The following is a 25,809-nucleotide window of genomic DNA, read 5'->3' on the forward strand; positions in this document are numbered from 1 at the left end:
CTCTCACTTCCTCGGGTTTCCGAGCCCGAACTGCTCTCTCAGCAGATGTGCGTCGAGCCGGGCGCTCCGGCCATTGTCGGTGATGGAGAGCACCGGATAGTTGTCGACGTTGAGGATCCGCTGGAGCGTGGCGACGAACCCCGCCGCCCGCACGGTGTGTTCCCCCGCGCTCTGGGCCACGACGGGAAGGGGGAGCGGGCCGCCCGTGTCCAGCAGGGCGAGCAGCACGGCGTGGATCTTCGCCTTCTGCACCCTGCGCGGCGTCATCTGGTGTTGCGCCGCGAACAGTTCGGTCGCGAGCAGCTCGGTCACCAGGGTCTCGTTCGGGTTCGAGGCCGCGGGTTCGTCGACCGCGGCCGAGCCCGCCACCTCCTCGAAGTCCTGGAAGTCGTCGAACAGCGTCGGGCCCTGTGCGACCTGCGGGGCCTTCCTGCCCTTGGTACGGGGTCCGGCGGGGGCCTGCGGCACCGGGGACGGCGAGGGTGGCGGGGGTGGCGAGGGTGGCGAGGGTGCCGCCTCCAGCGACCACCATTCGGGACGCTGGTCGGGCAGGGCCCGCCACCCGTCGGGCACCGAGGAGCCGAGCGGGAGGAACGCGAGCAGCGGGACCGTGACCTCGGCCAGCGAGGCACCGCCGTGGTAACCGGCCTTACCGGGCAGGTAGCGAAGGTAGGGGTCCCAGAGCGCGACGAGACGCCCACCCGCCACCCTCGGACCGGCGAGCTCCACCTCGCCCTCGCCGACCGGCGCTCCGGCGTCGCGGTGGCGGGCCGAGCGGGGATCGGGGACGGTACGCAGCGTGCCGCCCCGCTCCAGTACGTGACCGTGGTCGCTGGTCAGGATGACCGCTCTGCCCTGGAGCCGGGCGTGGTGCAGCAGGGTACGCAGGATGCCGACGTCGGCCACCCCCCACGCGTCGTCGATCCGCCCCCTGCCCTTGTCCAGCGTGTCGTCGATCGTGTTCAGCACCACGCCGACATGTGTCGACACGTCCTCCAGCGCAGTGGTCAGCTCCTCTCCCAGGGACTCGCCCGCGGAGCCGGAGAGGCTGCCCTTGTGGAACAGCCGGACCTTCCGGCCCTTCCAGAACGGGTGGTTCTCGAATGCCTTGCGTTCCTCGGCGGCGTCCCCCGTGACGAGGCGGGCGGCGAACAGGCTGGCCCGGGAGACCCTGGTCATGGTGGGGATCGCCGCCACCACCGCGCGCCTGCGTGCCCGGCCTCCGGAGTCCGGAACCGGGTCGTACTCCTCCCAGTTCCGCTCGCGGAGCTCCTCGGCCAGTTCGGTGGCGACGGCGGCGCTCATCCCGTCCAGGACGACGAACAGCAGCGGACGGCCCCGGTCGGATCTGTCCGCGACGAGGGGCGCCACCACGCGCGGGAGCACGGTGTCGACGGTGAGCAGGTCACCGGGTCCCGTGGCGGTCCAGGCGGAGAGCTTCGCGGCGAACGCCCTGTTCAGCTCGTGTCCCCGGGTGCGGACGAGGTCGTGGAGTCTTCGGTACGCCTCCTTCAGAGGTCTGTGGTGCGGCTCACCGAGCCAGAGGTCGTCGCGGGCACGGTCGACCCAGCCCCACTCGTCGATCTGTGCCTGCACGGCCGGGCCGACGCCGCTGACCCGTTCGGCCGTGACATGTGGCCGCACCAGCCACTGGAGGAGTCGCTGAGCCATCTCGGCGCGGCGCACCCGGTGGCTCTCCGCCCTGGCGAGCACGTGCGTCCGCAGTCCCGCGACCGTGTCGGCCAGCACCGCCAGGCTTGGTGCGGAGCGCTTTTCGAGCGCCGCCGACAGCGCGGACGCGACGTCGTCGAGCCTGTCCTCGAAGCCGGAGCCGAGCAGGTCGCTGTGCCGGGCGGCGGCCCTGGCGCCGAACTGGACGACGAGGTCCTCGGCCCGTTCCAGGGTGGCGTGCGCCAGGCGTGCCTCGCCCGCGTCACCCCCGTCGCGGAGCAGCCAGGCCACGAAACGTTCGGCGGTGGCGGCGAAGGCGCGGATGCTCGCGTCCTCCACCGAGGGGTGCGGGCCACCGCGCGCGGACGTGTCCGCGCTCACGGCCGAGATGTAGGCGAGCGCGCCTCCCTGGGCACGCTGCGCGACGCCCTCCGCTGAGGGGTTCCAGAGCGCGCCGCAGACCAGGCCCAGCGCGAGGGCGTCGGCGGCGTGGCCGCCGTCCACGAGCTGGAACAGCACGTCGACGGTGCTGCCGGTGGTCTCACGAAGCCACGACCGCAGACCCTCGCGCTCGGTCTCCCGCAGGCCGCAGAACGCCTCCACCGCGGCGGGGTCCGAACTCCAGAGCAGCAGCGCGGCGGCGCTCAGCTCGTCGGCGCCGATGCCCAGCCGGTCGAGGCGGAGCCGCCGGGCCGCGAGCTGCCCGAGCGCGATCTCCCGGGTCAGCATGGCGCCGGTCAGTCGTGGCCACCCGCCGGGGGGCATCGCGTCGATCAGGGCCTCGGCAGCCCAGCCCTCCGCCACCAGCCGGGGGTCCGTCCGCTGGGCGCCGAAGCTCTCCTCGACCAGCCGCCAGGGCTCCACGACGAAGATCCGCTGCCGGATCACCCTGCTCAGCAGACCGACTCCGAGCGTGCTCTCCTCCGCGTCGGTGAGCACGACCAGCACAGAGCCGTCGTCGCCGTCGCCCTCGCCGCCGTCGCGATCCAGGTGGGCCGTGACCTGCTCCATGACCGCCAGGGGCGACACGCACGCGGCGATGCGTACGGTCCGGCCGTTCAGCGTGATCTCGTCCGCACCCGCCCAGTCGGGGGCGGCCCGGATGAGCAGCACCCGCTGGTCGCTCTTGGCGTACCTGCGCAGCAGCCGGGCGACCTCCTGCTCCAGAGCGGCGATCGTGATGGGCAGCGGCCGTGAGGCGACCGAGGCCGGGCTCACCGGCGGGGGACCGATCGCATGGAGATCTCGACGTCGGCGCCGGGATCCGCCTTCGCGAGGGCGCGCGCCTGGGTGAGCAGATCGGTGAGTCTCAGCTCCAGGTCGGGGTTCGCCTCCGCGAGGGTACGGGCGTCCGTGAGCAGCCGCGACAACCGCTCCTCCAGCCGCGAGACCGGCCCGCTGTAGATGACCTCCGGACGAGGGCCGGGCGGGGGGTTGGGGACGGGGCCGGGACCGACGGGGTCCGGGACGGGGTCACGGCGGCGGATCGCCTCGCGGATCAGGTCTCCCGCGGCCGAGCCCGCCCGGGCCAGCGCGGGGGCCAGCGGGAGGGTCAGCTCGTCGGCGAGAGCCGCCTGGCGCAGCTCGCCGACGATCAGCTCTGCCCTGGCACTGAACGGCTCGCCCAGGTCGGCGAGGTGGGCGAAGTTGTCCCAGCGGGCGGTACGCAGGGCGGTCACCACCGCCGCCGCGCTCTTGATGCTCTTGCCCACCCGCTGCGGGGCCTCGCCGACGTCGGCGGACGCGAGCTGCTCGATGATCTCCAGCTTGCCGTGTCGCGACCCCAGCCCGTCGAGCAGGTCGGCGGCCTGACGGGCGGTCCGCAGCCGCCCCTCCCTCGCGTCGAGGTCGAGTCCGAGCATGTCCCCGCGGTTCTCCAGCTCGGCCACCAGGGTGTGCGCCGCGTCGCGGTGGCGGCGCGCGTCGTCGGAGAGCTCGCGGGCGAAGAGCCCGGCCAGCCGTGCCCGGCGCGCGGCGGGAGGGTTCCGGCCGAAGATCTCCATCGCCCGCCGGCGCGCGGTCTCCCAGACCTTCTCGCCGGGCAGGCTCTCCTCGCGGAGCGCCATGTCGTCCCTGATCTGGGCGAGTTCCGGATTGACCGGGCCGCCGTGCTGGGTCCAGGACCGGTCGGTCTGCTCGGCGAAACAGGCGATGACCAGGTAGGCGACGAGCCGGTCCAGGCCACGCCGTTCCGGCCGGTCGATCCAGTCGAGCAGCACAGGGATCTTGAGGTCGCCGGTCACCCGGTCCTGTGCCGCGCACCGGTTGAAGTGGCCGCGCCAGTGCGAGCCGAGGACGAACGCGGCCTCGTGCATCTCGCCGAGCAGCAGCGGGTTGGCGATGCGGCGCATCGTGGCGCGATGCGGCTTGTCGACCTCCACCCGCCCGTCGGACGCCTCGACGGCCTTGCGGACGTAGTCGAGCACCAGCCTGGTGTCGGCCGCTTTGACCACGGCGGCGCCGCCGACGTGGTCGGGGTCGAAGTCGGGGTGGGCGGGGAACTGGCAGGTCAGCATCTGCCCGGCCAGGCCGGCCATCGCGTCCGCCAGGGACGCGCCGGAGGGCAGGCGGGGGTTCAGCTCCTCCGACAGCGAGAGCAGGTGGTCGTCGAAGCCGGTGACGACGTCGCCCTGCTGCTTGCCGGTCAGGCCGTACGCCTGCCGGAGTGTCTCGGCCAGCTTGTTCGAGAGCACGACGCCCTGGCCGGTGAGGGTCTGGCGGGCCCGGTGCCGGTCGGTGGGGTTGAGATCCTTGGCGACCTCGTCGAACCGCTTGCCGTGCAGGGCGTACTCGATCGTCACCAGCCTGCGCAGGTCCTGGGTGCGCTCGGCGGACAGGGAGGCGGGCACCCAGCAGAGCGTGCGGTCGCGGAAGCCGTTCGCGAACATGATCTGCACCCGGTTGCGGTCGTCGGCGGGGGTGTAGTCGCCCTCGTCGAACGGGTAGTCGACGATGACCCGCCAGCTCGTCGGGTCGGCCGGGTGGAAGGCGTCGTCCCTGAGGTCGTCGTGGTCGCGGATGTTGCCGAAGACGACCTCCACGGACCGCTTGCTGCCGCGCCATGCGAGGTCGAACCGGTCGCCGCCGTACTGCTCGGTCTCGGTCACGCCCAGCTCCCTGTACAGGAGCTTCATGATCAGGTTCTTCCTGGTGCCGGTGGTGTCGGCTCCCGCGTTGCGGGCGTTGTCCAGGATGGAGTCGATGTCGACGCCGACGAGTTCGAGGCCGACCCCCGGATCGTCGGCCTTGGCGAACTTGATCTCGTTGAACTGGCCGGCCCACTCCTCGACCTTGCGTGCCACCAGCCCGACCTCGCCACCGGAGATCGGACTGGTGACGCTGCCGTGGTTGAGGGCGGCGAGGCGGCTCGCGGTCAGGTTGTGCAGCGCGGGCACCGTCGGCGCGAGCGCGGAGAGCAGCAGCGTCTTGATCAGCCGGTCGTCGCCGGTGAACGCCCGCACCCGCCCGGCCAGCCGGGGCTCGGTTTCGGTGCCGCGCCGCACCCTGGCGATCTCGTCCTCGGTGAGGTCGCCGTAGCGGCCCAGTAGGTACGGGCGGAGCTTGGTGTCGTACAGCTTCTGCGCGGCCTCGAACTCGACCTTGAGCTTCTGGGTGAACGGCTCGTCGCCGCCCTCGGAGATCACGTCGTAGAGGTCGCCGAGCGGGATCAGGTCGCCCAGCCGCAGGTCGTCACGGCGGCGGATGAGGATCCGCCGCATCAGCTTCAGCGCCGTACGGGAGCGCTGGAGAGCGCTGGAGATGTGGACGAGGGTGTCCATGAAGGCGGGGCTGAAGGGATAGGTCCTGCGGAAGGCGTCGATGTCGGCGCCGGTGGCGTTGCCGGAGCCGAGCAGGGTGTCCCACACCTCGCGCCTGACCTTGCTGGTCTGGTCGAACGCGCGGGCCAGTGCGGCGGCGGCCGCGTCGTCCTTCGCGGTGAGCAGCCGCTGCTGGGCGATCACCGGCAGGTTGCGGTCCTCCAGCGTGATGGTGTCGAAACGGCTCTTGGCCAGGTCGAGGGTGTCCTGGAAGCCCAGTTCGACGGCGCCGACCACCTCCTCGCCGATCAGGTCGCGCAGGTCGCGCTGGCGGGCGATGAGGCTGATGACCGGGATCGGGCGGGTCGCGTCGCCGGACTCCACGAAGTTCGTGATCTTCTGTACCTCGCGGGACACGAATTTCGGATCGCCCACCGAGTTGGTGAGCCAGAGGACGAGCTCGTCGAGAAAGAGGATGAGCGCGTCGTAGCCGAGGTCCTTGGCGTGCCTGCTGATCTCCAGCAGACCCCGGTCCAGGGAGACGAACCCCTCAGCGTCCTCCTTGGCGTTGGTGAAGAACCCCGTGTTCCAGGTCTGCAGCAGCTCGTTCACCAGCTTGCGCCGGAGCTCGTCCTCGGCGGTGAGCACGATCGGATGCTCGTCGTGGCCGTCGGAGGCGTCGACGTGGGACCCGGCGAAGGCGGAGTCGAGCTGCTCGGAGGTCCAGGACGGCCTGGGGTCGCCCCACTCGTCGACCTCGTCGCCACCGGGGAGCCCCTGGATGAACGCCTCGTCGCCGATCCGCGCCCGCAGGTGGGCCGCCTGCGCCAGCAGGGCGTCGGTGCGGTGTACGGAGGGGATGGGCGCGCCGGGTTCGAGGGAGCGAACGTAGTCGACGTAGCGTCCCAGCACCCGGTGCTCCAGCGACTTGGCGTCGAGCAGGTGGAACGGTACAAGCAGGAAGCGCCTGCCGATCAGCCAGTCGTGCTTGGCCAGCAGCCCGGCGAACTCCACCCGCTCACGCGCGGTCTTCTCTCCGCGCAGCAGCGCGTGCAGCACGGCCATGAAGTGGGATTTACCGGCGCCGAACGACCCGTGCAGGTAGGCGGCCTTCGAGCTGTGCCCGGTGACCGCCGCCTTGATCAGCCCGAGAGCTCGATCGAAGTTCGCGACCAGGTCCTCGGTGATGACGTAGTCGCGAAGCGTCGACTCGGCGTCGGTCACCCCTTCGGCGAGTTTGAGCACGAAATCGCTGTCGCTCATCCCCTCGGGAATGTCGATGAACTCCCGAAGCAACGGCGGCTGGTGTGGCGTTGTCATGTCCCTCACTTGTTTTGACCTGCGACAGGCGATTTCTTGAACTCATTAAGGTATCCGTGGGATGACGCCGCGGGGAAGGTCATTCGCTGGAGTGTTATGTCCGGTTGCCGGTAACTCCCAGAGAGCGGGTGATATCGTGCGCCTAGTCAGAATCGTCGCCGGGTGTGCACCTCACAACTATCCGGAGCAGGGACTTTGTCGCTGTAGTGCGGTTTGTGAACTTTCGCGTACTGACGGGCCGGTGGTGTCATATGCGAAGATTTCCGGCGGAACTCCTGGAGGCCGCAGCCGCCGGAGAGGTCGTGCCCGTCGTCGGTGACGGGCTGAACACGGGGCGACCCAGGGGGCCGGCCACTCCTGAGCAGATGGTGACGGCACTCGCCCGCAGGCTCGGTGGCGATGCGCCTCGGCATCTCACCCACCGCGACCTTCCGATCCTCGCCTCGCAATACGAGGCGCTGCGCGGGCGACATGCCTTGGGCCGGCTGATTCGAGAGGAACTGGGGGTCACGAACCCACAAGTCGGTGAGGAACTCGTACTCGCCGCGAAACTGGCTACAGAGGCACTTATATCCACAAGTGTCTCGTATAGCGCTGAAATGGCGTTGAGTGCAGCCGGTCGCAATCAGCACACCGTGATCGCCGATCCCGTCAACGCCGCCTACGCGACAGACGATCACCGTCCCTGGCTCATCAAACTCGCCGGTTGCGTCTCCCAGCCGGATTCACTCGTCGTCAGTCAGGACCGGCTGATGTGGCTTTCGACGGCGATCGACCAGGTCGGCATCATCGTGCGAGGAATCCTGGTGACCAAGACGCTGCTCTTCGTCGGATACCGCCTGGACGATCCCTTTCTGGAAATGGTCCACACCCTGCTGCAGACCTCGCCGACATACTCCCGGCGTCGGTACATCCTGGCCGAGGAGGAATCGGAGGCGTCGGCCGCGGTGTGGCGCCACCGCGGGTACGACCTCGTCTCAGGTCCGGTGCGCCGGTCACTGGCGCGGTTGGCGCAGGAGGGAGCCCCGCGTGGACGCTCGCTCCGGGTACAGACCGCTGAGCAGCCCCGGACACGGACGAAACCGTTCAAGTTCCTCGACTACTTCACGGAAGGGGACGCCGAGGTCTTCTTCGGGCGCGACGCGGATTCCGCGCTCATCGCGGCGATGGTCGCGAGCAGCCCTTTCGTGCTCATCACCGGTGTGTCCGGTGTCGGGAAGACCTCGCTGATAAACGCGGGCCTGGTGCCGAGGTTGCACGCCCAGGGGTTCGACACCTACACCGTCCGGGCACTCCAGCATCCGGCGACGGAGATCCTCTCCGCCATACGCCCTCGGGGTGACGACTCCTCGGAGGGAAAGAACCTGTACGGCGAGCTGCGAGCGGTGCTTCGCGACCGGCCGACGGTCGTCGTCATCGACCAGTTCGAGGAGTTCTTCATCCGGGTGGGCCCGGACTCACGCGCGGAGTTCGCCCGGCAGCTCGACGAATGCCTCACCGGTGACCTGCTCGACCTCCGCGTGGTCGTGGTCATCAGGGAGGACTTCCTGCACTGCCTGCTGGAACTCGAACCACCCATGGACGCCGTTTTCAAGAATCGCTACTGGGTGCGGCGGCTGTCCCACGCCCAGGCCACGGAGTTTCTCTCGGCCACGGAGCGGCGTTTCGGCATAGGGACGGAGGCCGACCTGCTCGACCGGCTTCTCCGTGACCTGGACGACGGTGGGGTCGATCCGGCGCATCTCCAGATCGTCTGCCACATGCTCCACCGGGCCGGTTCTCCGGATTCCGGCGTGCTCCGGCTCGCCACCTACGAACGGCTGGGCGGAACCCCGGGGATTCTCGCCGAATACCTCGACCACACGCTGGAGGATCTCGATCCTGACCGCAGGGAGACGGCGAAGGCCGTGCTGAAGTGCATGGTTTCGGCCGACAAGACCAAGACGGCGATGACCGCCAAGGAGATCGAACGCGACACCATGACGCGTCGCCTCGGCATCTCCGCCGAGACCTTGCAGGACGCCCTGCAGGAGCTCACGAAAAGGCGTGTCGTCCGGCCGATCCACGGACGTGACCGGCTGTACGAACTGGCCCACGACATCCTGGCCGGCAAGATCTGGGCCTGGATCGAGCCCGAGGACGTGGAGCGGAAATACGCCCGGCAGATCCTGAATCAGTCGGTGATGGACTTCGACCGGTTGGGAGTCCTGCCGGGCCAGATCCAGTGGACCACGATCGAGAGACATCGGGAGGAGCTCGACCTCACACCCGGCCAGGCACGGCTGATGCTGCTGGCCGCTCTCGACCGTGATGAGGACGTCGGCTGGTGGGCCGAGAGGGCCGTCACCTCCGGCCTCGACATCTGGCAGGAGTTTCACCGGATCGTGGCGGCCCCCGATCCCGGGCTTCAGCTGGCCGTGCTGCACTGGCTGTCCGGAACGCCGGCCCCCGCAGGACACGAACTTCTGAAGCGCGCCCTGAACAGTGACTATCCGGCGACCCGCCGTACCGCCGCCAGGATGCTCGCCACGGAGGAGCATCCACCGCCGGTGGTCGACATGTTCGTCACGATAGCGGGCGGGGAGTTCGTGTTCGGTACGGACGACGGTAGATTCGAGCATTCTCGGCCGGAATATCGTGCCTATGTATCGCCTTTCGCCATCCAGCGCTTTCCCGTCACCAATCTCGAATATTTCCAATTCATCCGGGCCACCGGGCTCCGCTCGCCGGAACACTGGCGCGGTGAGGCGCCGCCGAAACGCATCACGGAGCATCCGGTGACCCAGGTGAGCTGGCACGAGGCAAATTCCTACTGTCGCTGGTACAGGGGTGAATCCGGAATTTCCGTCCGGCTTCCGACCGCGGCGGAGTGGGAGATGGCGGCAGGTTGGGATCCCGTTGGCAAGGTGAAACGACTATGGTCGTGGGGCGACGACCATGACCCGAAGAAAGGAAACACGCGAATCGGAGGCCCCGGACACACCACTCCGATCGGGCAATACTCCCCGGCGGGTGGTGACAGTCCCTACGGGGTCGCCGATATGTGTGGAAACACCTTCGACTGGGTGCAGGACTGGTGGGCGCCGCAGCATGACATCGACCGGACACACAATCCGGCCGGTCCGGAGCAGGGAGAGCACAAATGTGCCCGCGGTGGCTCGTGGGCGGGCTCCGCGGAAGGGGCCAGCGCGGTCAGCAATAAATACTCCCTCGCCCCGGAGACCCGTAACGAATACGTGGGATTCCGCATGGCGTATTCCCTTTGAAAACCGAGGGCGATCGTCCGGAATCAGCCTAGCGTGAACTGGGAGGCCACTCATGGCGCATGCAATGGAGACGGGCACTGTCGTCATCGATGAGAACAGGATCAGGCTCCTGGCCCGAACTCTCGGGCGGCTACCGCTGGCCGCGGACTTCTCCGCGCAGCTGACCCCGCGGGTGGAGGTCGAGGACGAGACCGCCTTTCTGGCGTATCTATGGGCGTCCGCCATATGCCACGCCACGAAGGGCGGCCTGGCGGGATATTTCTCGGGACACTACTACAAGGGCTGGGACTTTCTGCTCAGGGCCTTCACCCGGCAGGCGGCCGAGAGCCCGGGAACGCTGAGCCCCGAGGCGATGGAGGACATCACGGAGGCCGGGCTCACGGCCATCCTCGTCGAGCATGCGGAAAAGGCGGAGGTCAAGCTCGCCGACCTGTCCCGACGTGCGGAGATACTCCGCACCACCTCATCGGAATTGCTGCGTGCCTTCGAGGGCAGCGTGAGTCTCCTGCTTGAGGAGGCCGAGCACACCGTCGGCGGTGACAGCGGCGTCTACGCCCTGTTGGCGCGGCTGTCCGCCTTCCGGGATCCCCTGCACAAAAAGAGCAGTGCCTTCCTGATGACCGTTCACTTCTCCGGCCGATGGAAGATAGCGGATCAGCACAATATTCTGCCGATGATCGACTACCACCGGATGCGAATCCTGCTCCGTACGGGCTGCATCACGGTTCTGGACGACGACATCGCCCGTCGGCTCCGCGACCAGCAAACGGTGAGCCCCGCCGTGGAAACGGTCGTCCGGGAGGTTTCGATGCGGGTGTGCAGCGAGTTGCCGGGGCTCGCGGGTATGCCCATGTTTGATTTCGACGTGCTGCTGTGGGCACACGCTCGCAGCTGCTGCAGGAACGCCCCGCTCTGCGTGAGCCGACAGGTCGAGAACGACTCCTTTCACTCCTACCTGGCGTTCCCCACCCCGAATCGGTGTGTCTTCGAGAGCTGGTGTCCGGGAAAGTCGGACGCGCGATCTCGTGATCTCTGGGAACCGGTGGTGGCCACCGAAAACTATTGAGCGGCCTGTGGCCGGAGATGACTCTCACGTTCGCCAAGGAATCCCTTCCGTTTTTCTCCGGTTACCGGTCTCCATACGCCCTTGACGCCACACAGCCCGCGGGCGACGATTGATGTTCAGGAGCCCTGAGCGGAGAATCGGTTGTGGCATAGAGATCAACTGCGCGAAATCTCATCGGCCGTCACTCCGTCGCTCCACAATTTCACCTACACCTACCCTCCTCCCTATTTCGCTCGCAAACTGAGCACCCCGGGGGGCCTTGACCGCCGTGTCCTCGGTGAGTTCGCCGACTTCAGCATGTACCTGCATATTCCCTTCTGCCGGATCAACTGCAATTTCTGTAGCCTGCACAGGAGTCTCCTTCGTGACGACGAGGAACTGGAGAGCTACCTTTCGGCGCTGCTCAGGGAATTGGGCGAGTTCGGTGACCACCTCGGGACTCTGGGGTCTCCGCGGATGTCCGCCCTCTACATCGGAGGCGGGACGCCGAGTGTTCTGCGGGTCGAGCAGCTGAACAGGCTCCTTGACCGGGTCGCCGCGTTCGCGCCGCGGGGCGTACCGGTGGAGGCCACGATCGAGTGCGCCCCCGACACCGGTCGTGATGCCGCCTACTGGACCTCGTTCCTGGGGGCGCTCGCCACACGGCCCCGCCTGCCCATTACCAGGATCAGCGTCGGCGTACAGGCGTGGAGAGACCACGCGCTGCGAAGAATGGGACGCGGTAGCACGAAGCAGGCGGTCATCGAGCTGCTGAGGGCCGCGGACGGCCTTCTTCCCAGTTACAACGTCGACTTCATCCTGGGCTACCCGCGGGAGGAGTGCACGGTGGCGGGCCAGGCCATGGAGATCCTGGAGGCTGTCCACGACCTTCGAGAGCTGGGGTTCTCACTTCCGAGTGTGAGCGTCTACCAGCTGTGGGACGTGGAGGAGATCCCCGTGCTGCGGCGCAGGCAGTATGAGATGCCGAGTGCCGACGCGGTGATCGAAGCACTCTGGACGATCCAGCAGGGGCTTTACGGCATGGGCTACGTTCCGGGGGCGGGGACCACGTTCGTCCGCGGCGAGGAGCACCGGCACCGCTGGACGGTGCACAGGTGCAGGGAGTTTCGCCACCTGGGCTTCGGTTCGGGCAGTTACTCCTTCCTGCCGGGTGGGTTCGTCCAGCGCGGACGGGACGTCGACGGCTACAAACGGGTGTTGTCGGCACCTCACGTCTCCTGGACGGAGATCGACGATCGGTTGAACACGGTGTTCCGGCTGACGGCCGAGGATGTCGAGATCCGCCGGATCATCGTGGGGCTTCGCTCGGGGACGCCCGTGCCCCTGGTGGAAGCGGGTGCCGTGGAGAGCCTCCGGCTCGGGGAGCTTCGGGACAAGACGCGCCGTCTCTGCCGGTCAGGAGTGCTGGAGGAGCGGACGGGCATGATCGCGCTTTCCGAGGACGCCTTCATGCTGACCAACGCCGTGTCCGCGTTCCTTCACCCCGCGGACGTGCCACGAAACTCCGCGGCGTTCGCCCTATGACGGCAGCCCGGTCGCCCTGGCGAGTTCGGCGGCAAACTCCTTCGCGTCCCGGTCGATGACGTCGAGCCGCTGTTCGCGCCAGACGCTCACGGCCGTCGCGGCAGGGCGCAGTTGAATCGCGTAGGCGCGCCGCTGCAGCGGGCCGAAGCGGCGGCCGAGCGTGTAGTAAAGCCGCTTGAAATCGGGGTCGTTCAGTCCGTAGCCCAGGAACAGCAGCGTCTTCGTGGCGAAGTAGCCGTTGAGCACCGATGCGATTCCCGGCTGGGCGGAGAACAGGTCGTAGTAGTCGCGATCGGTGACTACGATCGTGTCCGGCCGGGTCAGCGTCCCGTGGATCTTCAGCACCGGGACCGATCCGGAACGAACGAAGGGCAGCTCGCTGTCGGTGACGACCACGCTGTGCGCGATGCCCAGTGAGCTGAGCGACTGCTCGATGAAATGATCCCAGTTCGTCGAGACGAAGGCGGCGAACGGCTGCCCGCACAGCGTGCGATGCGTGCCGGTGGGGGCGGCCGGCACATGCTCGACACGATCGAGAAGAAACGACAGGAGAGCGTGTCTTCCCCGCAGGGCGGAGTAGGTGGTGGAAACCTCCGTCAGATCATCGGGGTTGCCGTCGAAATCGTCCAGGCGGGAGGCGAGGGCGCGTGCCAGCTGGGATCCGGTGGGCAGGCCGCCGAGGGCGGAAAGTCCCGCACCACAGAAAGCGACCACATCCCCGCTCTGGACCGATTCGACGAGTTCCAACGGGATGGGCGGGATCACGGCCCAAGTTTAGCCAGCCGCCCCTTCGAGCAGACGGCCCTTCAACGACCGGTGAACACATCGTTGTGGAGGCGGTCGTGCACGATCGACGCGGCCGTGACGTCCGGCGCCCCCCACCGTGTCGCACCGTCACGCGTCCGGATGGAAGAGGACGGACGGGAGTCGAGCGCTCCGGGCACGGGAACGGCCTGCGGGGCACGACGCTCGGCGAAGAATCGCAGCGCGACGTCCAGATCGTCGAAGAAACCGTCGATGAAGGTGAGCTCGCCCGACTCTCGTTTGGCGATGAGCGCCGCCGGATGCTCATAACCCACCCAGTCGACCTCTGCCGGATCTATTTCGTCCCGACGTGGACTCTCGTTCGTCTCGCCCATGAACAGATATCGGTAACGGTCGTACGGATTGATTCCCCGGTGCAGCACGTGAAGGCTGCGCAGTGAGACCCCGAGCTCTTCGCGGGTCTCCCGGTGTGCGGCCTGGTGAGGGGTTTCTCCGGAGACCACCGCACCGCAGACATGGTCGATGTCCCCCGGATTCACATCCTTGGACAGGGAGCGTCGATGAATGAGTATCTGGCCGATTCCGTTGAATATGACCACGATGACAATCGAGAGATAAAGACCTTCGTAACGACCGGCGTCCTGGCGCGGAACTGCTCGCTTGACCACGTGCCCTTCGCCATTTACAAGATCAACCGTTTCGGTCATCGGCCGATGATACATCATGGCCTCGTTGTGCGAGATCAAACGCTGTCGCGTTTATTGGTTGATAGGTAGAAATGTCTTGTGTGTCGATCGGTATTCGTCCGCCTCTCCGCCCAGGCGTACGTGACCGCGATCGGCCCGGGCGGGTCGGCGGCCGGGCAGACATAGGTCGTTCGGGCTCGGGGCTGCGCTCTCAGCGGTCGCCGACGGAGAGACGCCAGCGGGCCCAGACGGTTTTCCCTGGACGGTCGGGGAGGGGAATGACGCCGGTGTCGTGGGCCAGAGCCCTGACGATGGCCAGCCCGCGGCCGTGCAGGGACTCGGGGTCCAGGGTGAGGTGGCGGGGCTGTCCGGGGCCCCGGTCGGTGACCTGGACCTGGAACTCGTCGGCGTCGGCCCACAGGGAGAGCCGGACCACGGGCTCGCCGTGGACGATCGCGTTGGCGAGCAGCTCGCCGACCACCAGGACGGCGTCGTCGACGAGGTGGTGCAGCGCCCAGGCGGCGAGGGTCTCGCTCGCCATGGCGCGGGCCTTGCCGACGATCGGCAGGTCGTGCGGCAGGTCCCAGTAGACGGTGCGCGGGTCGTCCACGGGTCGTCGGTCGGCTGACATCCGCGGGTCGTACGGGAACGGGTCGTACGGGAGGTGTGGCGTGTCCGGGGTCTCGGGCATGGTCTCTCCTCGGGATGGCGGTGTCGTGTCTTCGGCCTCGCGCATCAGGGCGCGTAGCTCGTCGGCGGTGCGGGCCCGCACGATCAGGGGTTCGGCGGCGGGCCAGCCGGCGACGGCGTGGAAGTCCCGGGTGCCGGTGCCGTACCAGACGATCCAGGCGGGCTCGATCTGGTCGAGTTGCTCGGCGGCGGCGCGTTCTGCCGGGTCCCAGGACCGGGAGCCGACCTGCTCGGAGGCGGTCCCGCGCCGGTGCCTCCCGCTCTGCCGGGGCTGGGGCTCGCGGTCGTTCATGCCATCGCCCCCTGCCGGTACGGGGCGTGCTTGCCGGGGGTACGGGGACCCGGCGGCCGTCCCCGCCGGTACGGCACGGGGGTCGCCACCCCGGACTGCTCCGGCCGCCGGTGCCGGCCGGGGGAGACCTCCGGGAGCCGCACCGGGGAAACGGCGGAAGGCGTGGGGCCGGGGATCGCGCGGATGGGCGTCGCGACCGGCGGGTGGCCGGAGAGGCCGAGGCGGCGGCGGACGGTCATCCGGGCGTGGACCTGGGCGGGGGTGGGCTGCTCCCAGTGGTGGTGGGCGCGGTGCGGGAGGCTGGCGGCCTCGTGCGCGTACGGGGGATGACCGCACCAGCGGCAACCGAGCGGCATCGGCGGCCGGTCCGCGTGCCAACGGACCCTGATGGGGCGGGGATTTCCTCTAGGGTGATGCATCAGATCGGACCTCCGGTGTCCGGTCGAGGGGCTCGTCCCGGCCTGCGATGCCGTGGCGGGTCCCGCTTTCGTTTCTGGGGTGAGGACTGTGTTTCCGGGCCGGAGCGGTGCTGCCCCGGCGTTCATCTCTGCGTCAGGCGACTTCCGGCTGTCCGGTCAGGACTTGCCGAGTGGTGACAGGTCTGTATCCGGCGGATGCGTGAACTACCTGTCGATGTCGCATGATCCGGCACCTCGGCGTCATTTCTCGTCTTCTTTTCCGGACATAGCCCGTTATTTTGGCGACAGGTTTGCCGAGGTCTTTTGGTGCATGTGGTAAGAGCGCTTATCGGACGGTTTTCTCGCGCCTTCCGTCCCTTCACAGAGTGCCCTCGACCGGCTACGTTGGGTATCGAAACTCCCTACACACCTCCAGGACACTTTGTAGTGGACTGTGTTTTTTTGTGTTGGCGGAGTAGCGCCCCCACAGGACGGAGCTGAAATGTCCGCTTTCTATGAACCCGACCCTTCTGTAAAGCCTCTGGTCCTTCTGGGGGCCGAACTTCGTAAACACCGGAGGAGAACCGGCATCTCCATAGAGCGCCTGGCGGAGGTCATTCCTTTCAGTGCGAGCCTGATCGGCTTCACCGAGCGAGGGCAGCGCAGGGCAGGTCGGAGCTTCATGGAGCACTACGACAAGGCCGTGGGCGCGGGCGGGGAGCTCGTCCGGCTCTGGGAGCACGTCACCCGCTCGGCGAGCCCTCGGTGGTTCCGGGGCTGGCTGGACATCGAACAGGAAGCGCATTCCCTGCACACCTGGGAACCGCTCCTCGTTCCGGGTCTGCTGCAGACCGAGGAATACGCGCGAGCGGTTATCCGGAGCGAGCCCGGCATAACCGACAAGCAAACAGAGAAGGCTGTCATGGCCCGCATGAAGCGGCAGGAGATCTTTGCTCGCGACACCCCGCCGCTGTTCCGTGCGGTGCTGGACGAAGGCGTTTTGCACCGCCTGGTCGGCAGCAAGGAAATCATGCGTCGGCAACTCGAACGCCTCGTGGAGGCGGTAGAGTCCCCACGAATCGGCATCCAGATCATCCCCTTGAAGCTGGGGGTGATGACAGGACTTCTCGGCGGTTTTGCTATCGCACAGCTTCTGGGAAGCCCAGATAGCGCCTACATTGAGTCCATAATTCACGGAAACGTGACAAGTCGCCCCGAAGACATCGAAGCTATCCATAGCAAGTACGACACTCTGCGAGCCGAGGCGCAACCTCAGCACATGTCCATCGAGTTGATCAGAGAGGCGGAGAAACTGTGGACCTGAGTGATGAGCTGGAGACCGCCGCCTGGCGTAAGGCCACCAAGAGCGGAGCCAATCAGGGCAACTGCCTTGAGGTGGCTCCGTTGTCGGGTGGTCGGGTGGGCCTGCGGGATACGGAGGCACCGGAGCGGGCGCCGTTCGTGGTGAGTGCGAGCGTGTGGGACGCGTTCGTGGACGGGGCCAAGAAGGGCGAGTTCGACTTCTGATCCTCGCTCCCTGACGTAGGGGAAGCTCCCGGTCGTTGCTGGGAGCTTCCCCGTGCACCGTTATCCGCAGTGGAGAGGCGAAGAGACCGTGAACCTGAGTGATGAGCTGAAGAGCGCGGCCTGGCGTAAGGCGAGCAAGAGCGGATCTGACCAGGGGAATTGCCTGGAGGTGGCTCCGTTGTCGGGTGGTCGGGTGGGCCTGCGGGATACCGAGGCCCCCGAGCGGGCGCCGTTCGTGGTGAGTGCGAGCGTGTGGGACGCGTTCGTGGACGGGGCCAAGAAGGGCGAGTTCGACTTCTAGCTACACCTGTGGAACATGGGAGGGCTCTCGGCTGTGGCCGACGTACGAGAGGAACCGGTGTCTCATTTCCCGTGAGCCTGGTCAGGGCTGCTTGCGAGGGCGGGTCGTCTTCGGGGGGCGCCAGGTGGTGAGGTCGTCGTCGCCGAGGTGCAGGCGGTCGCGGGTCTGGGTGAGGAAGCCTTCGTAGATGTCGGCAGGGCTGGCGCCGTAGACGTAGTCGAACTCGTCGTGCCACTGGCGCACCCAGGGCAGCACCTCGCGAAGCCCGGCAAGCAGCGGGGTCAGCCGGTCGGCGCCCCAGCCGTGGTTCTGCTCCCGGTCGACGATGACCGTGGCGAGAGCCTGAGCCTGCTCCTTGTGGTCCCAGCCGGCCCAGCCGAGCACCAGGTCGTCGTCGCGGCACGCGTGCGGGTAGGAGATGAACCGCTCCTTCGGCACGTCGAGCTTGCCGCGGTTACGCCAGTACGAGACCTTGAGGAAGTCACCCGAACCGTACTTCGGCGGCACCGGGATCGCGTCCCGGATCCTCTTCACCTCCGCCTCGGCCCTGGCCTGCTCGGCCTTGAGCCTGGCCCACTCGGCGGTGGCCCGCTCCCGCTCCGTCTCGCTCGCGACCCCGCTCGCCTCGCGCTCCGCTCCCTCGCCCGCCCTTTCGTCCGCTGCCCGCTCGCGCTCGGTTTTCTCGATCTCGTCGATGACCTTGCGCTGCTCCTCGGCCGCCTGCCTCGCCGCGTCCGCGACGGCCTGGGCCGCGTCCTCCCGGCGCTGCCGATCCCAGACGTCCTCCCAGTCGGCGCGCTTGCTCAGGCCGGAGTCCTTGTAACGGAGCTGCGCGAGGTAGGGAACGTGCTCGTCGGCGACCAGCTCGGCGACCACCTTCTCCAGGTCCTTGCCGGGGGCGTACAGCTCGGCGACCGAGACGAAGTCCACATCGGGCCGGAGCAGGTCGGCGAGCTGCGCGGTGCTGAGCATTCGAGGCTGCTCCATCCCGTCCAGGTAGTGGAACCAGAGCTCTCGCGCCTCACACCGATCCAGCAGCCAGTTGCGCAAGGCTTTCGCCTGGAGGGAGTCCCATCCCTCGGTGGCCCAGCGGCGCTTGCACTCGGGCCGCTCGATCAGCCCGATGTTCCGATACGTCTCGATCAACGCGATCCGCTTCTCCACCACGGCCTTGTACTCGGCCGACCAGTGCTCGGGCAACTCGGTGATCGGCGTCGAACCATGCCGCACGAACCACTGCGTCTCTGCTTCCCCCCGCGCCATCTTCCGAGCCAGCACGATCTCAAAGGCACGTTCCCCGAGCTTCAATTCCGGCACGACCTCCGCCGGAGCGGTCATCTCGTCATCCAGCAACCCGTAGAGCGAGTAGACCTTCCAGTCCAACTCCTCCTGGGAAGCGATCATCTGTGCTCGAATTGAATGCCATTCCTCGCGTGCGAGCTTTAGCTGCTCCCGAGTTGGTGTTTTTGTCACCACCTTCTCTGGACTTACTGAAGAAAGTTGTTGAGCTAAGACATCCAGTCCTCGCCCGTGTTCCACTGGGGGCATAGGTGGAATCGGGAATTCTTCCAGTTTTGTTCCCGTAAACTCAAACCGGCTTTCCCAGGCTTCGTCCTGCACGCCCCTTCCAATGCCACTCCCGCCTTTGGGTTGGCTTATCTGCTTAAGCCAGAAACACGCTGTTGAGCTGTTTAAGACTCCGAGTAGTTCGAAATACTCTTCATCTGAAGCTTTTGTTGGTAATTTAATTACAGGTGCGGTTCGATTGAAAAGTCGACCTAATCGATCAAAGGCGAAATGGTTGTGAGTGGAAACAAAAGCGAAGGTGATCCCGTAGGGTGTTGTCAGCTTGCTGGAGTAGTTTTCCAGATGGCTTGTCCAGGGGCGCCCTTGGTCATGCATTGACTTGCCGAAGATGACTCGCCTCGACAAGAGCGTGCGAGCTGGCCAGAGGCTGCGTGTGCTAAGGGGATGGGAGGGAGGGACGCTGACCTTGTTGGCCGAGTCGAGATAGGGATTTCGGACTTTGACCGCGTCGAAGATAACGAAGTCGCGGACGGTGTCTCCTACAACAAGATCTCTGACATAGTCGCTCTCGCGGAGCCTTCGGGCGGTGGCTTCGTCACGGAGAAAATAAATTTCGTCTTCGCCGGTTGCGGTTGAGCGGCCTACGCTTGTCGCTACGTCCGAGATTTTTCGCCTACTGGCAGATTCGATTAATTCCTGAAGTTCGACTGCGCCGCCTCCCCCCAGATTCCAAGGGTATTGAGCGAGGTCTTTCCTGTTCGCGTCTGTAGTGCTTAGCCACTTTGACTCTGATTTTGGGTTGCCGATTTGAGTGATGATGGCTTGCCATACTTTGCCTTCGGCAGGAATTGGAGGGGGGCCGGGTTCCCCACTGATGCCCATGACCATATGGATGGTTTCAGAGCGCTTCCACCTTCGGCTGCGGCCGAATAGAATTACGGTTGGGGTGCCATGGCCTGGGATATATGCGCCTGATGTGTCGATGACATGGGTGAGTTCAGCCTGGTGGGCAAAAAACTCTTCGATTAGTTTACGGCCAAATTCTCGCTTCATGAATGAGTTGGCTGTTATCTGGCCGACGTAACCGGCGCCTCTGCCGTCGTTCTCCGCGGACAGCGCCAACTCGAAGAAGCGTTGAGCGAACGGCACCGAGAGTGCATACTGGCCTGCGCAAGCTTTATAGAGATCGCGGTACAACTCGTTTAGCTTTTTGTCCTTGACCGTGATGTAAGGCGGATTGCCCACGACCACGTGGTAGCTGCCCGGCCGCAGGATGCCCGGGAAATTCTGGACATCCTCGGTGGCGTAAGCGAAGTCGGCCAGTTCGTCTCTCGGGAGGTCGGCGACCTCTTCCTCGTAGGTCTGCGAGAAAAGGTCACCCTGTTCGTTGGTGGCCGCGAAGAGCCTGCCCTGTTCGCTGACCCCGTGCAGGATCGCGGCGTCGGACTCCATGGTGGGCAGCGCGAGCTGGCGGGCCTTGATCAACGAGTCGCCGATGGCGAGGTTCAGCGGGAACTCGTAGTTTCTCGCCTCGGCCAAAGTGGTGAAGCCCGAGGCCCGCAGCGCCGCGATGAAGAGCCGGAAGCGGGCCACCGCGATGGCGAACGGGTTGAGGTCCACCCCGTGGACCGCCTTCAGCGCCAGCCGCACCAGTTCGCGCCTGTCCCGCATCGGCGCGTGCCGGGTCCACTCGTCCAGCAGTCGGTGGAAGGCGCCCAGCACGAAGTGACCGGACCCGCAGGTGGGGTCGATCATCCGGATCTCGTCGTGGCCGAACTCGGCGATCGCGGGGGTGAGCGTGTAGTCGAGGATGAACTCCTCGACGAACTCCGGCGTCTGCAGCAGCGCGTACGTCTTGCGGGCCGCCTCGGACAGGTCCTGGTAGAGGTCGCCGAGGAAGCGGGTGTCCCAGTCCTCGACGGCGAAGGAGTGGACGAGCACCCCGTCCTCGCCGCGCCGTCGCCAGAAGCCGATCAGCTCCTTGGCCGCGTCGTGCGAGATCGGGATCTGGTAGAGCGGGTTGTGCCTGCGGTCGAAGAGCAGCGCGCCGGCCTGGGAGTCCGCGATCTCGGCGAACGCGGCGAGCAGCCAGCCCCGGTCGGTCTCGGCCGGGTTGACCCGGAAGAACTCCTCCTGCGCCTCCTCGGCGAGGACCATCCGCTCGGGCGAGGGACCGGCGAGGTAGGGCGAGGTCAGCAGCCCGTTGTCCTCGCAGAACCGGACGAAGACCGTGCCGAGCACCCAGGCCGCCGCGGCCTGGGTGACCCGCTCGTCCCGCCACGCGGTCCAGGTCGCCGCCGTACGGCCCAGCCGGAACGCGAGCCGGTACTCGGCGTCCAGCCGGTCACGGACCCTCCTCGCCGTGCCGTCGCCGGTGCCGACGATCTCCGAGGCGGTCTCCACCTGGTCCCGCAGGTCCTTCTCCAGCTCCCTGACCTGCTTCTGCAGGTCGGCCAGCAGTGCCTTGCGGTCGATCACGACGCTCTCGCTCCACTTCGGTGCTGGTTGGCCACCCAGGCGTCGGGCAGCTTGATCCACTCGTTCGGCAGCTGGGCCGGGGTCAGCGCCCCGTCCAGGTTCGGCGAACGGTTCGGGTCGGTCATCGGGCAGAGCAGCCAGACCGGCGACCCACCGGCCCGCGCCCGGCCGGCGAGGCGCCGGATCACCCCCAGCCCGTCGTACCTGGCGGCGGCCGCGGCGTCGTGCAGCAACAGCGGGCCCACGGCGCGCCCGGAGCCAGGGTGCCCAGGACCGGTGTGCCCGGTCTCCCGGCGCCCGGAGTCCGGATCCGAGCTCCGCGGATGCGGGGTGTCGGGGAACGGGGTGTCCGGCAACAGCGCGTCCAGGCGCGGAGCGACCAGTTCCCAGGCGTCGCGGGCGTACTCGGCGAGCTTGAGCGCGCCCCTGCTGCCCGGCTCGGCCAGGTCGGCACCGAGCACGGTCTGCCACGTCGGCAGCGGCCGGGGATCGATCAGCTCGTGCAGTGCCGCGACGAAGAGGCCGGTCACGTTCACCGGCAGGGCGGCGAAGCGGCCGATCAGCTCACGGCGGCCCCGCTCGTACCCGGTCAGGCCCACGGTCAGCGCGCGGAAGCCGCCCTGTCCGGCCGAGGTGAGCCGCTCCTCGGTGCGGAGCGCCTCGGCCAGTTCGGGAGTGGCCGCCGTCCAGCGCGACGCCCCGGTACGGGTGGACCGGCGCCGGATGACCGTGCCGGAGACCGAGTCCGGCGACTGCGGCGGGACGTACCGGCCGTCCCGCCAGCGGATGTCGAAACCGGCGTCGCGGAGCAGCGTGTCCAGGCGCGGATGGCCGGGAAGCGGGGCGAGCGCGGGGAAACGGGCCCGCACCCGTTCGCGTACCTGCTCGGGTCTGAGCCCCGTGGGATGCCCGTCGCCCCCGCCGAGCGGTATCACGCCCGCCTGGGTGAGCCGGAGCGCCCGCACCGGGTCCAGGTCGCGCGGATAGATCTCCAGCCGGGAGGTGGCCGCGGCCCGCAGCGAGGCCGCGGCGGCGAGCTGGACCAGGCGGCGGTCCTCCAGCAGCGGGGCCTGGCCGGGAACGGGTACCGCCCGCAGCTCGCGAAGGACCGCCGCCGAGATCGGCAGCACCTCCTGGGCGGCCAGCCGGTCGGCCGCCTCGCCCAGCGCGTCGGCGTAGTCGAGCAGTGCCGTGGCCGCCGGGGTGTCGGGGGAGTCGTCCGCCCCGACCTCCAGCGCCACCATCAGCCGGTCACCCGCCCGTTCGCCCTGCCGGTCACCGCGGCGGTCACCGCTGTGGTCACCGTGGCGGTCGTCGTGGCGGCGGAGCAGCAGCCGGGGCTCCTCGGGCTCCTTCACGACCGGGTCGATCTCCACCGCCGCCCGTACGGCGGCCAGGGCGAGCGCCCGGCGCAGCGCCGGATCGGTGCGGCTGGAACCCCGGGCGGCGAGGACCGCCTCGGCCAGCTCGGCCACCGCCATCACCCGGCCGCTCTGGGCGAGAAGCTCCAGCACCTCGTCCCGGACGCTGCGGATCACCGGTTCCGTGTACCACCGGTCGCGTTGCCGGGTGAGCATCTGGGCGACCCGGCCCCTCGTCACCGAGACCGCCGTGGCCACCGCCTCCTGACGCGGCCACGGCGGAAGGCCGGGCAGCGCACCGGTGGAGTCGGGCAGCCCCAGCAGCAGCCGGATGGCCTCCACCTCGCCCGCGTTGCGGCCGTTCTTGTGCCGTTCGGGGACGAGCAGGGCGGCGACGGTGTCCAGGCCGATCCGGCTGAGCACCACCTCGTCGTCGCCGTCCAGCGCGGCGGCCTCCTCGCGGGCGGCGACCCGCTCGCCGGTGGTGATCGGCTCGCTCTCGTCGAGCCGGGTCCGCCAGTCACGGATCCGGCGCTGGAGCTCCTGGCGGGTCTTGGCGCCGAGACCGGGGAGGGTGAACAGGGTCTTGGAAGGGAGGCTCAGCAGGTCGCCGACCGTGGTGGCGCCCAGCCGGTGCGCCGTCGACACCGCGCGGGAGGTCAGCCCGGCGGTCTCCAGCACGGTCGCGCGGGTGGCGGCCAGCGCGGCGGCGTCCCGCGCCTCCTCCGCGGTGACCTCCTCGGCGGGCAGGTCGCCCGGGTGCCCGGAACCCACCGGCGGCACCGCGTCCGAGCGCCGGAACACCTGGAACCAGGCGTTGCGCATGTCCTTGAGCGACTCGAACCGCTGCCGTGCCTCGCGGTGCAGCGCCCGCAGGAAGAACTCGACCAGCCCCTCCCTGACGGACGGGTCGAACGCCTCGGCGGCCAGGGTGGGCGGGCCCTCGGTGTAACGGGGCTCGGTCGCGTTGTCGCCCCAGGCCGGCAGCTCACCGGAGGCCATCTGGTGCAGGGTAACCGCGAGCGCGTACCGCTCGGCGTGCGCGTCGTAGACGGTCCGCTTCGCCGTACCGAGGAAGGGGTCGAGGTAGTACGGGGTGCCCGCCTCGATCTCCCTGACCGAGATGCCGGCCAGCGAGAAGTCGAAGAGGACGAGCTGGCGGGTACGGTTCGGGCGGACCCTGATCGCGATGTTGTCCGGCTTGATGTCGCGGTGGGTGACGCCCTCGCCCTCCAGGAAGTCCAGCGCGCCGAACAGGTAGTCGCTGTAGGTCTCCAGCTCGTCGGGGGTGAGCGCGCCCTGCTCGCGGATCTTGCGGGCGACGGTGTGCTCGCCCGCGTGTTCCAGCACGATGCAGGTACGGTCGCCGATCCGGACCGGCTCGGGGCGGACCAGCTTGATGACGCGCGAGTCGTCGCGCAGGTCGCGCAGCACCGACGCCTCGTGGTCCAGCCTCGCCGCCTTCTCGTCCGACAGGGCGACCTTGAGCACCTCCAGCTTCTCGCTCCGCAGGTTCGTCACCAGCAGGGCACGGGAGGTGGAGCCGGTGCCGAGCCGCTTCTCCACCCGCCACTCGCCGCCGATCACGTCGCCCTGCCTGGCCTCCAGCGGATCGAGGTCGTCTCCCGGCTGCTCGTCGGCGGGGTGCACCGACTCGGGGGCGGTCGCCTCGTCCTCGACGACCTCCAACATCTCCAGGAACTCGGCCACGCTGGTCAGCCGCTGTACGGGCACCGGTGCGGTGGCGGCCTGGACCAGCTCGTCCATGAACCCGGTCACCGAGTCGGCGACCGTCGAGGGGCGCAGGCCGTTCTCCTTCGACAGCCGGGCCAGGAGGTCGGCCCGACGGTCGCTCGGGGGCAGGCCGGTGAGCAGCAGGTAGGACAGGGTGCCCAGGCCGAACACGTCGAGCGCCACCGGGTCTGGGCTCGGCGTGTTCAGCTCCGGGGCCAGGTACGCCTGGGCGGACGCCTCCATGTGCTGGCCGACATGGCTGCTGGAACTCATCCCCGGGGTCGAGCCGTCGGTGCCCTCACCCCGGGTGGCGGTCTGCCAGTCGCTGATCTGGAGCTGCGGGTTGAGCCAGCCCTGCTCCCGCGCGTCCCTGGGCGCGCGGCCCGGCGTGACCAGCACGCTGCGCGCCGACAGCGCCCGGTGATGCAGGTGCCGCCCGTGGGCGTACGACACCGCCTCGACGAGCTGGCGGATCAGGTTGAGCCGGGTGAGCAGGTCGAGGCGCGGGCCGTACTCGCCGATGTAGTGGTCCAGGCGCATGGCGCGCGGGTCGTGCCGGAAGATGAGCGCCGGGCCCATCTCGTGCTGCTCCAAGGTGTCGACCCGCACGATGCCCGGATGGCTGATGCCGTGCAGGGCCAGCACCTCGCGGCGGGCCGCCCGGCCCATGCTGGCCCGCATGTCCTCGTCGGCGTTGCGCTCGACCAGATAGATGCGGATGCGGCGTTTCTCGGCGTCGATGTCGCGGTGCGTGGCCAGGTGGTCTTCCCAGGTGGGCCCGGCGTCGAACGGGCGCGGCTCCAGCTCCCAGGCCCCCACCTGGAGGTGGGAGCGGCTCTTGGCGATCCCCACCTTGTGCAGCCAGCCGCCGAGCGGCCGGGAGATCTCCGGGGTGATGCGGCGGCGCTGGTCGCGGGGTGCCGCCGTGAGCAGGTCCGACAGGATCTTCGGTAGCCGGCCGTTCTCCGGCCCGTAGACCCCGGTGAGGTGCTGGTCGGGCAGCTCCACCTCCAGCGAGGGCACGGAGAGGAAGACGGCGGCGTGGATGTAGGGGATCCGCACCCGGTGTCCGGCGGCCTGCTGCAGCAGCGACTTGAGCTGCTTGGCCTTGGAGTCGGCCAGGTGCAGCGGATTGTCGAAATAGCGGGTGCGGCCGCCGGCCGTCTGCACCCAGTTGGCGCCGCTCGCGCCGAGCCGCCCGTGCAGGCTCTTGATCTCGATGAGGAAGAGCCCGGCGGGCGCGGCCACGAACAGGTCGACCTCGCGGACGTGCCCGGTGTTGGCGGTGAAGGTGAAGTTCGACCAGGCACGGTACGGCTCCGCGTCGGGCAGCCCCGAGCGGACGTGTTCCAGGGCCTCGCGCTCGTGCTGGTACTGGGAAGGCGTGATCGTGGTCCAACGGCCTTCTAGCACGTTAAGGATCTCCAAGGCAGTGGGGGTCTGCG

The 25,809-nt window shown here is 68.1% G+C and carries 15 protein-coding genes; 6 read left to right on the forward strand and 9 right to left on the reverse strand.

Annotated features, from left to right (window positions below):
* Positions 1 to 3: 3 nt before the first annotated feature.
* Complete coding sequence (gene pglZ, locus ACIBH4_RS20035) at positions 4 to 2,889, reverse strand: BREX-2 system phosphatase PglZ (protein WP_362507543.1); 2,886 nt, start codon at positions 2,887 to 2,889, stop codon at positions 4 to 6.
* A complete protein-coding gene (locus tag ACIBH4_RS20040) occupies positions 2,886 to 6,749 on the reverse strand; it encodes a hypothetical protein (RefSeq protein WP_362766422.1) in 3,864 nt (1,287 codons plus the stop codon). The genes pglZ and ACIBH4_RS20040 overlap by 4 nt, the downstream gene beginning before the upstream one ends.
* 599 nt (positions 6,750 to 7,348) lie before the next feature.
* On the opposite strand from ACIBH4_RS20040, the gene ACIBH4_RS20045 reads away from it, so the two are divergent.
* Both ACIBH4_RS20045 and ACIBH4_RS20050 read left to right on the forward strand, forming a co-directional pair.
* The gene (locus ACIBH4_RS20045; protein ID WP_362766418.1) at positions 7,349 to 10,015 is read left to right on the forward strand and encodes an SUMF1/EgtB/PvdO family nonheme iron enzyme; all 2,667 of its coding nucleotides are present in this window, start codon (positions 7,349 to 7,351) and stop codon (positions 10,013 to 10,015) included.
* A 52-nt stretch (positions 10,016 to 10,067) separates the two neighbouring features.
* On the forward strand, positions 10,068 to 11,081 hold the full coding sequence (locus ACIBH4_RS20050; protein WP_362507552.1) for a queuosine salvage family protein: 1,014 nt from the start codon (positions 10,068 to 10,070) through the stop codon (positions 11,079 to 11,081).
* Between the two features lie 171 nt (positions 11,082 to 11,252).
* On the opposite strand, the gene ACIBH4_RS20055 is transcribed toward ACIBH4_RS20050, so the two are convergent.
* A complete protein-coding gene (locus ACIBH4_RS20055; RefSeq protein ID WP_362508279.1) occupies positions 11,253 to 11,513 on the reverse strand; it encodes a hypothetical protein in 261 nt (86 codons plus the stop codon).
* On the opposite strand from ACIBH4_RS20055, the gene ACIBH4_RS20060 reads away from it, so the two are divergent.
* Positions 11,427 to 12,605 (forward strand): hypothetical protein, encoded by a 1,179-nt coding sequence (locus ACIBH4_RS20060; protein ID WP_399172636.1) that lies wholly within the window; start codon positions 11,427 to 11,429, stop codon positions 12,603 to 12,605. The two genes, ACIBH4_RS20055 and ACIBH4_RS20060, sit on opposite strands and share 87 nt — an antisense overlap.
* On the opposite strand, the gene ACIBH4_RS20065 is transcribed toward ACIBH4_RS20060, so the two are convergent.
* The 4 genes from ACIBH4_RS20065 to ACIBH4_RS20080 all read right to left on the reverse strand — a co-directional run bounded on the left by ACIBH4_RS20065 (position 12,600) and on the right by ACIBH4_RS20080 (position 15,457).
* Positions 12,600 to 13,370: an SIR2 family protein gene (locus ACIBH4_RS20065; protein ID WP_362766415.1), complete on the reverse strand. Its 771-nt coding sequence runs from the start codon at positions 13,368 to 13,370 to the stop codon at positions 12,600 to 12,602. The two genes, ACIBH4_RS20060 and ACIBH4_RS20065, sit on opposite strands and share 6 nt — an antisense overlap.
* A 41-nt stretch (positions 13,371 to 13,411) precedes the next feature.
* On the reverse strand, positions 13,412 to 14,077 hold the full coding sequence (locus ACIBH4_RS20070) for an NUDIX domain-containing protein (RefSeq protein ID WP_362766412.1): 666 nt from the start codon (positions 14,075 to 14,077) through the stop codon (positions 13,412 to 13,414).
* 190 nt (positions 14,078 to 14,267) lie between these two features.
* Complete coding sequence (locus tag ACIBH4_RS20075) at positions 14,268 to 15,038, reverse strand: ATP-binding protein (RefSeq protein WP_362766409.1); 771 nt, start codon at positions 15,036 to 15,038, stop codon at positions 14,268 to 14,270.
* Positions 15,035 to 15,457: a hypothetical protein gene (locus tag ACIBH4_RS20080; protein WP_362766406.1), complete on the reverse strand. Its 423-nt coding sequence runs from the start codon at positions 15,455 to 15,457 to the stop codon at positions 15,035 to 15,037. Before ACIBH4_RS20080 ends, ACIBH4_RS20075 begins: the two co-directional genes overlap by 4 nt.
* A gap of 481 nt (positions 15,458 to 15,938) precedes the next feature.
* Between ACIBH4_RS20080 and ACIBH4_RS20085 the strand changes: the two genes are divergently transcribed.
* The 3 genes from ACIBH4_RS20085 to ACIBH4_RS20095 all read left to right on the forward strand — a co-directional run bounded on the left by ACIBH4_RS20085 (position 15,939) and on the right by ACIBH4_RS20095 (position 17,264).
* Positions 15,939 to 16,760 (forward strand): helix-turn-helix transcriptional regulator, encoded by an 822-nt coding sequence (locus ACIBH4_RS20085; protein WP_362766403.1) that lies wholly within the window; start codon positions 15,939 to 15,941, stop codon positions 16,758 to 16,760.
* On the forward strand, positions 16,751 to 16,963 hold the full coding sequence (locus ACIBH4_RS20090) for a DUF397 domain-containing protein (protein WP_362766400.1): 213 nt from the start codon (positions 16,751 to 16,753) through the stop codon (positions 16,961 to 16,963). Before ACIBH4_RS20085 ends, ACIBH4_RS20090 begins: the two co-directional genes overlap by 10 nt.
* Positions 16,964 to 17,051: 88 nt before the next feature.
* On the forward strand, positions 17,052 to 17,264 hold the full coding sequence (locus tag ACIBH4_RS20095; RefSeq protein WP_362766397.1) for a DUF397 domain-containing protein: 213 nt from the start codon (positions 17,052 to 17,054) through the stop codon (positions 17,262 to 17,264).
* Between the two features lie 81 nt (positions 17,265 to 17,345).
* Here ACIBH4_RS20095 and pglX read toward each other — a convergent pair whose 3' ends face one another.
* Positions 17,346 to 21,269: a BREX-2 system adenine-specific DNA-methyltransferase PglX gene (pglX, locus tag ACIBH4_RS20100; protein WP_362766394.1), complete on the reverse strand. Its 3,924-nt coding sequence runs from the start codon at positions 21,267 to 21,269 to the stop codon at positions 17,346 to 17,348.
* On the reverse strand, positions 21,266 to 25,777 hold the full coding sequence (gene pglW / locus ACIBH4_RS20105) for a BREX system serine/threonine kinase PglW (RefSeq protein ID WP_362766392.1): 4,512 nt from the start codon (positions 25,775 to 25,777) through the stop codon (positions 21,266 to 21,268). The genes pglX and pglW overlap by 4 nt, the downstream gene beginning before the upstream one ends.
* Positions 25,778 to 25,809: the final 32 nt, after the last annotated feature.

Origin of the sequence: Streptosporangium sp. NPDC050284, assembly GCF_044459525.1 — a bacterium.
In the GTDB taxonomy this organism is placed as follows: domain Bacteria; phylum Actinomycetota; class Actinomycetes; order Streptosporangiales; family Streptosporangiaceae; genus Streptosporangium.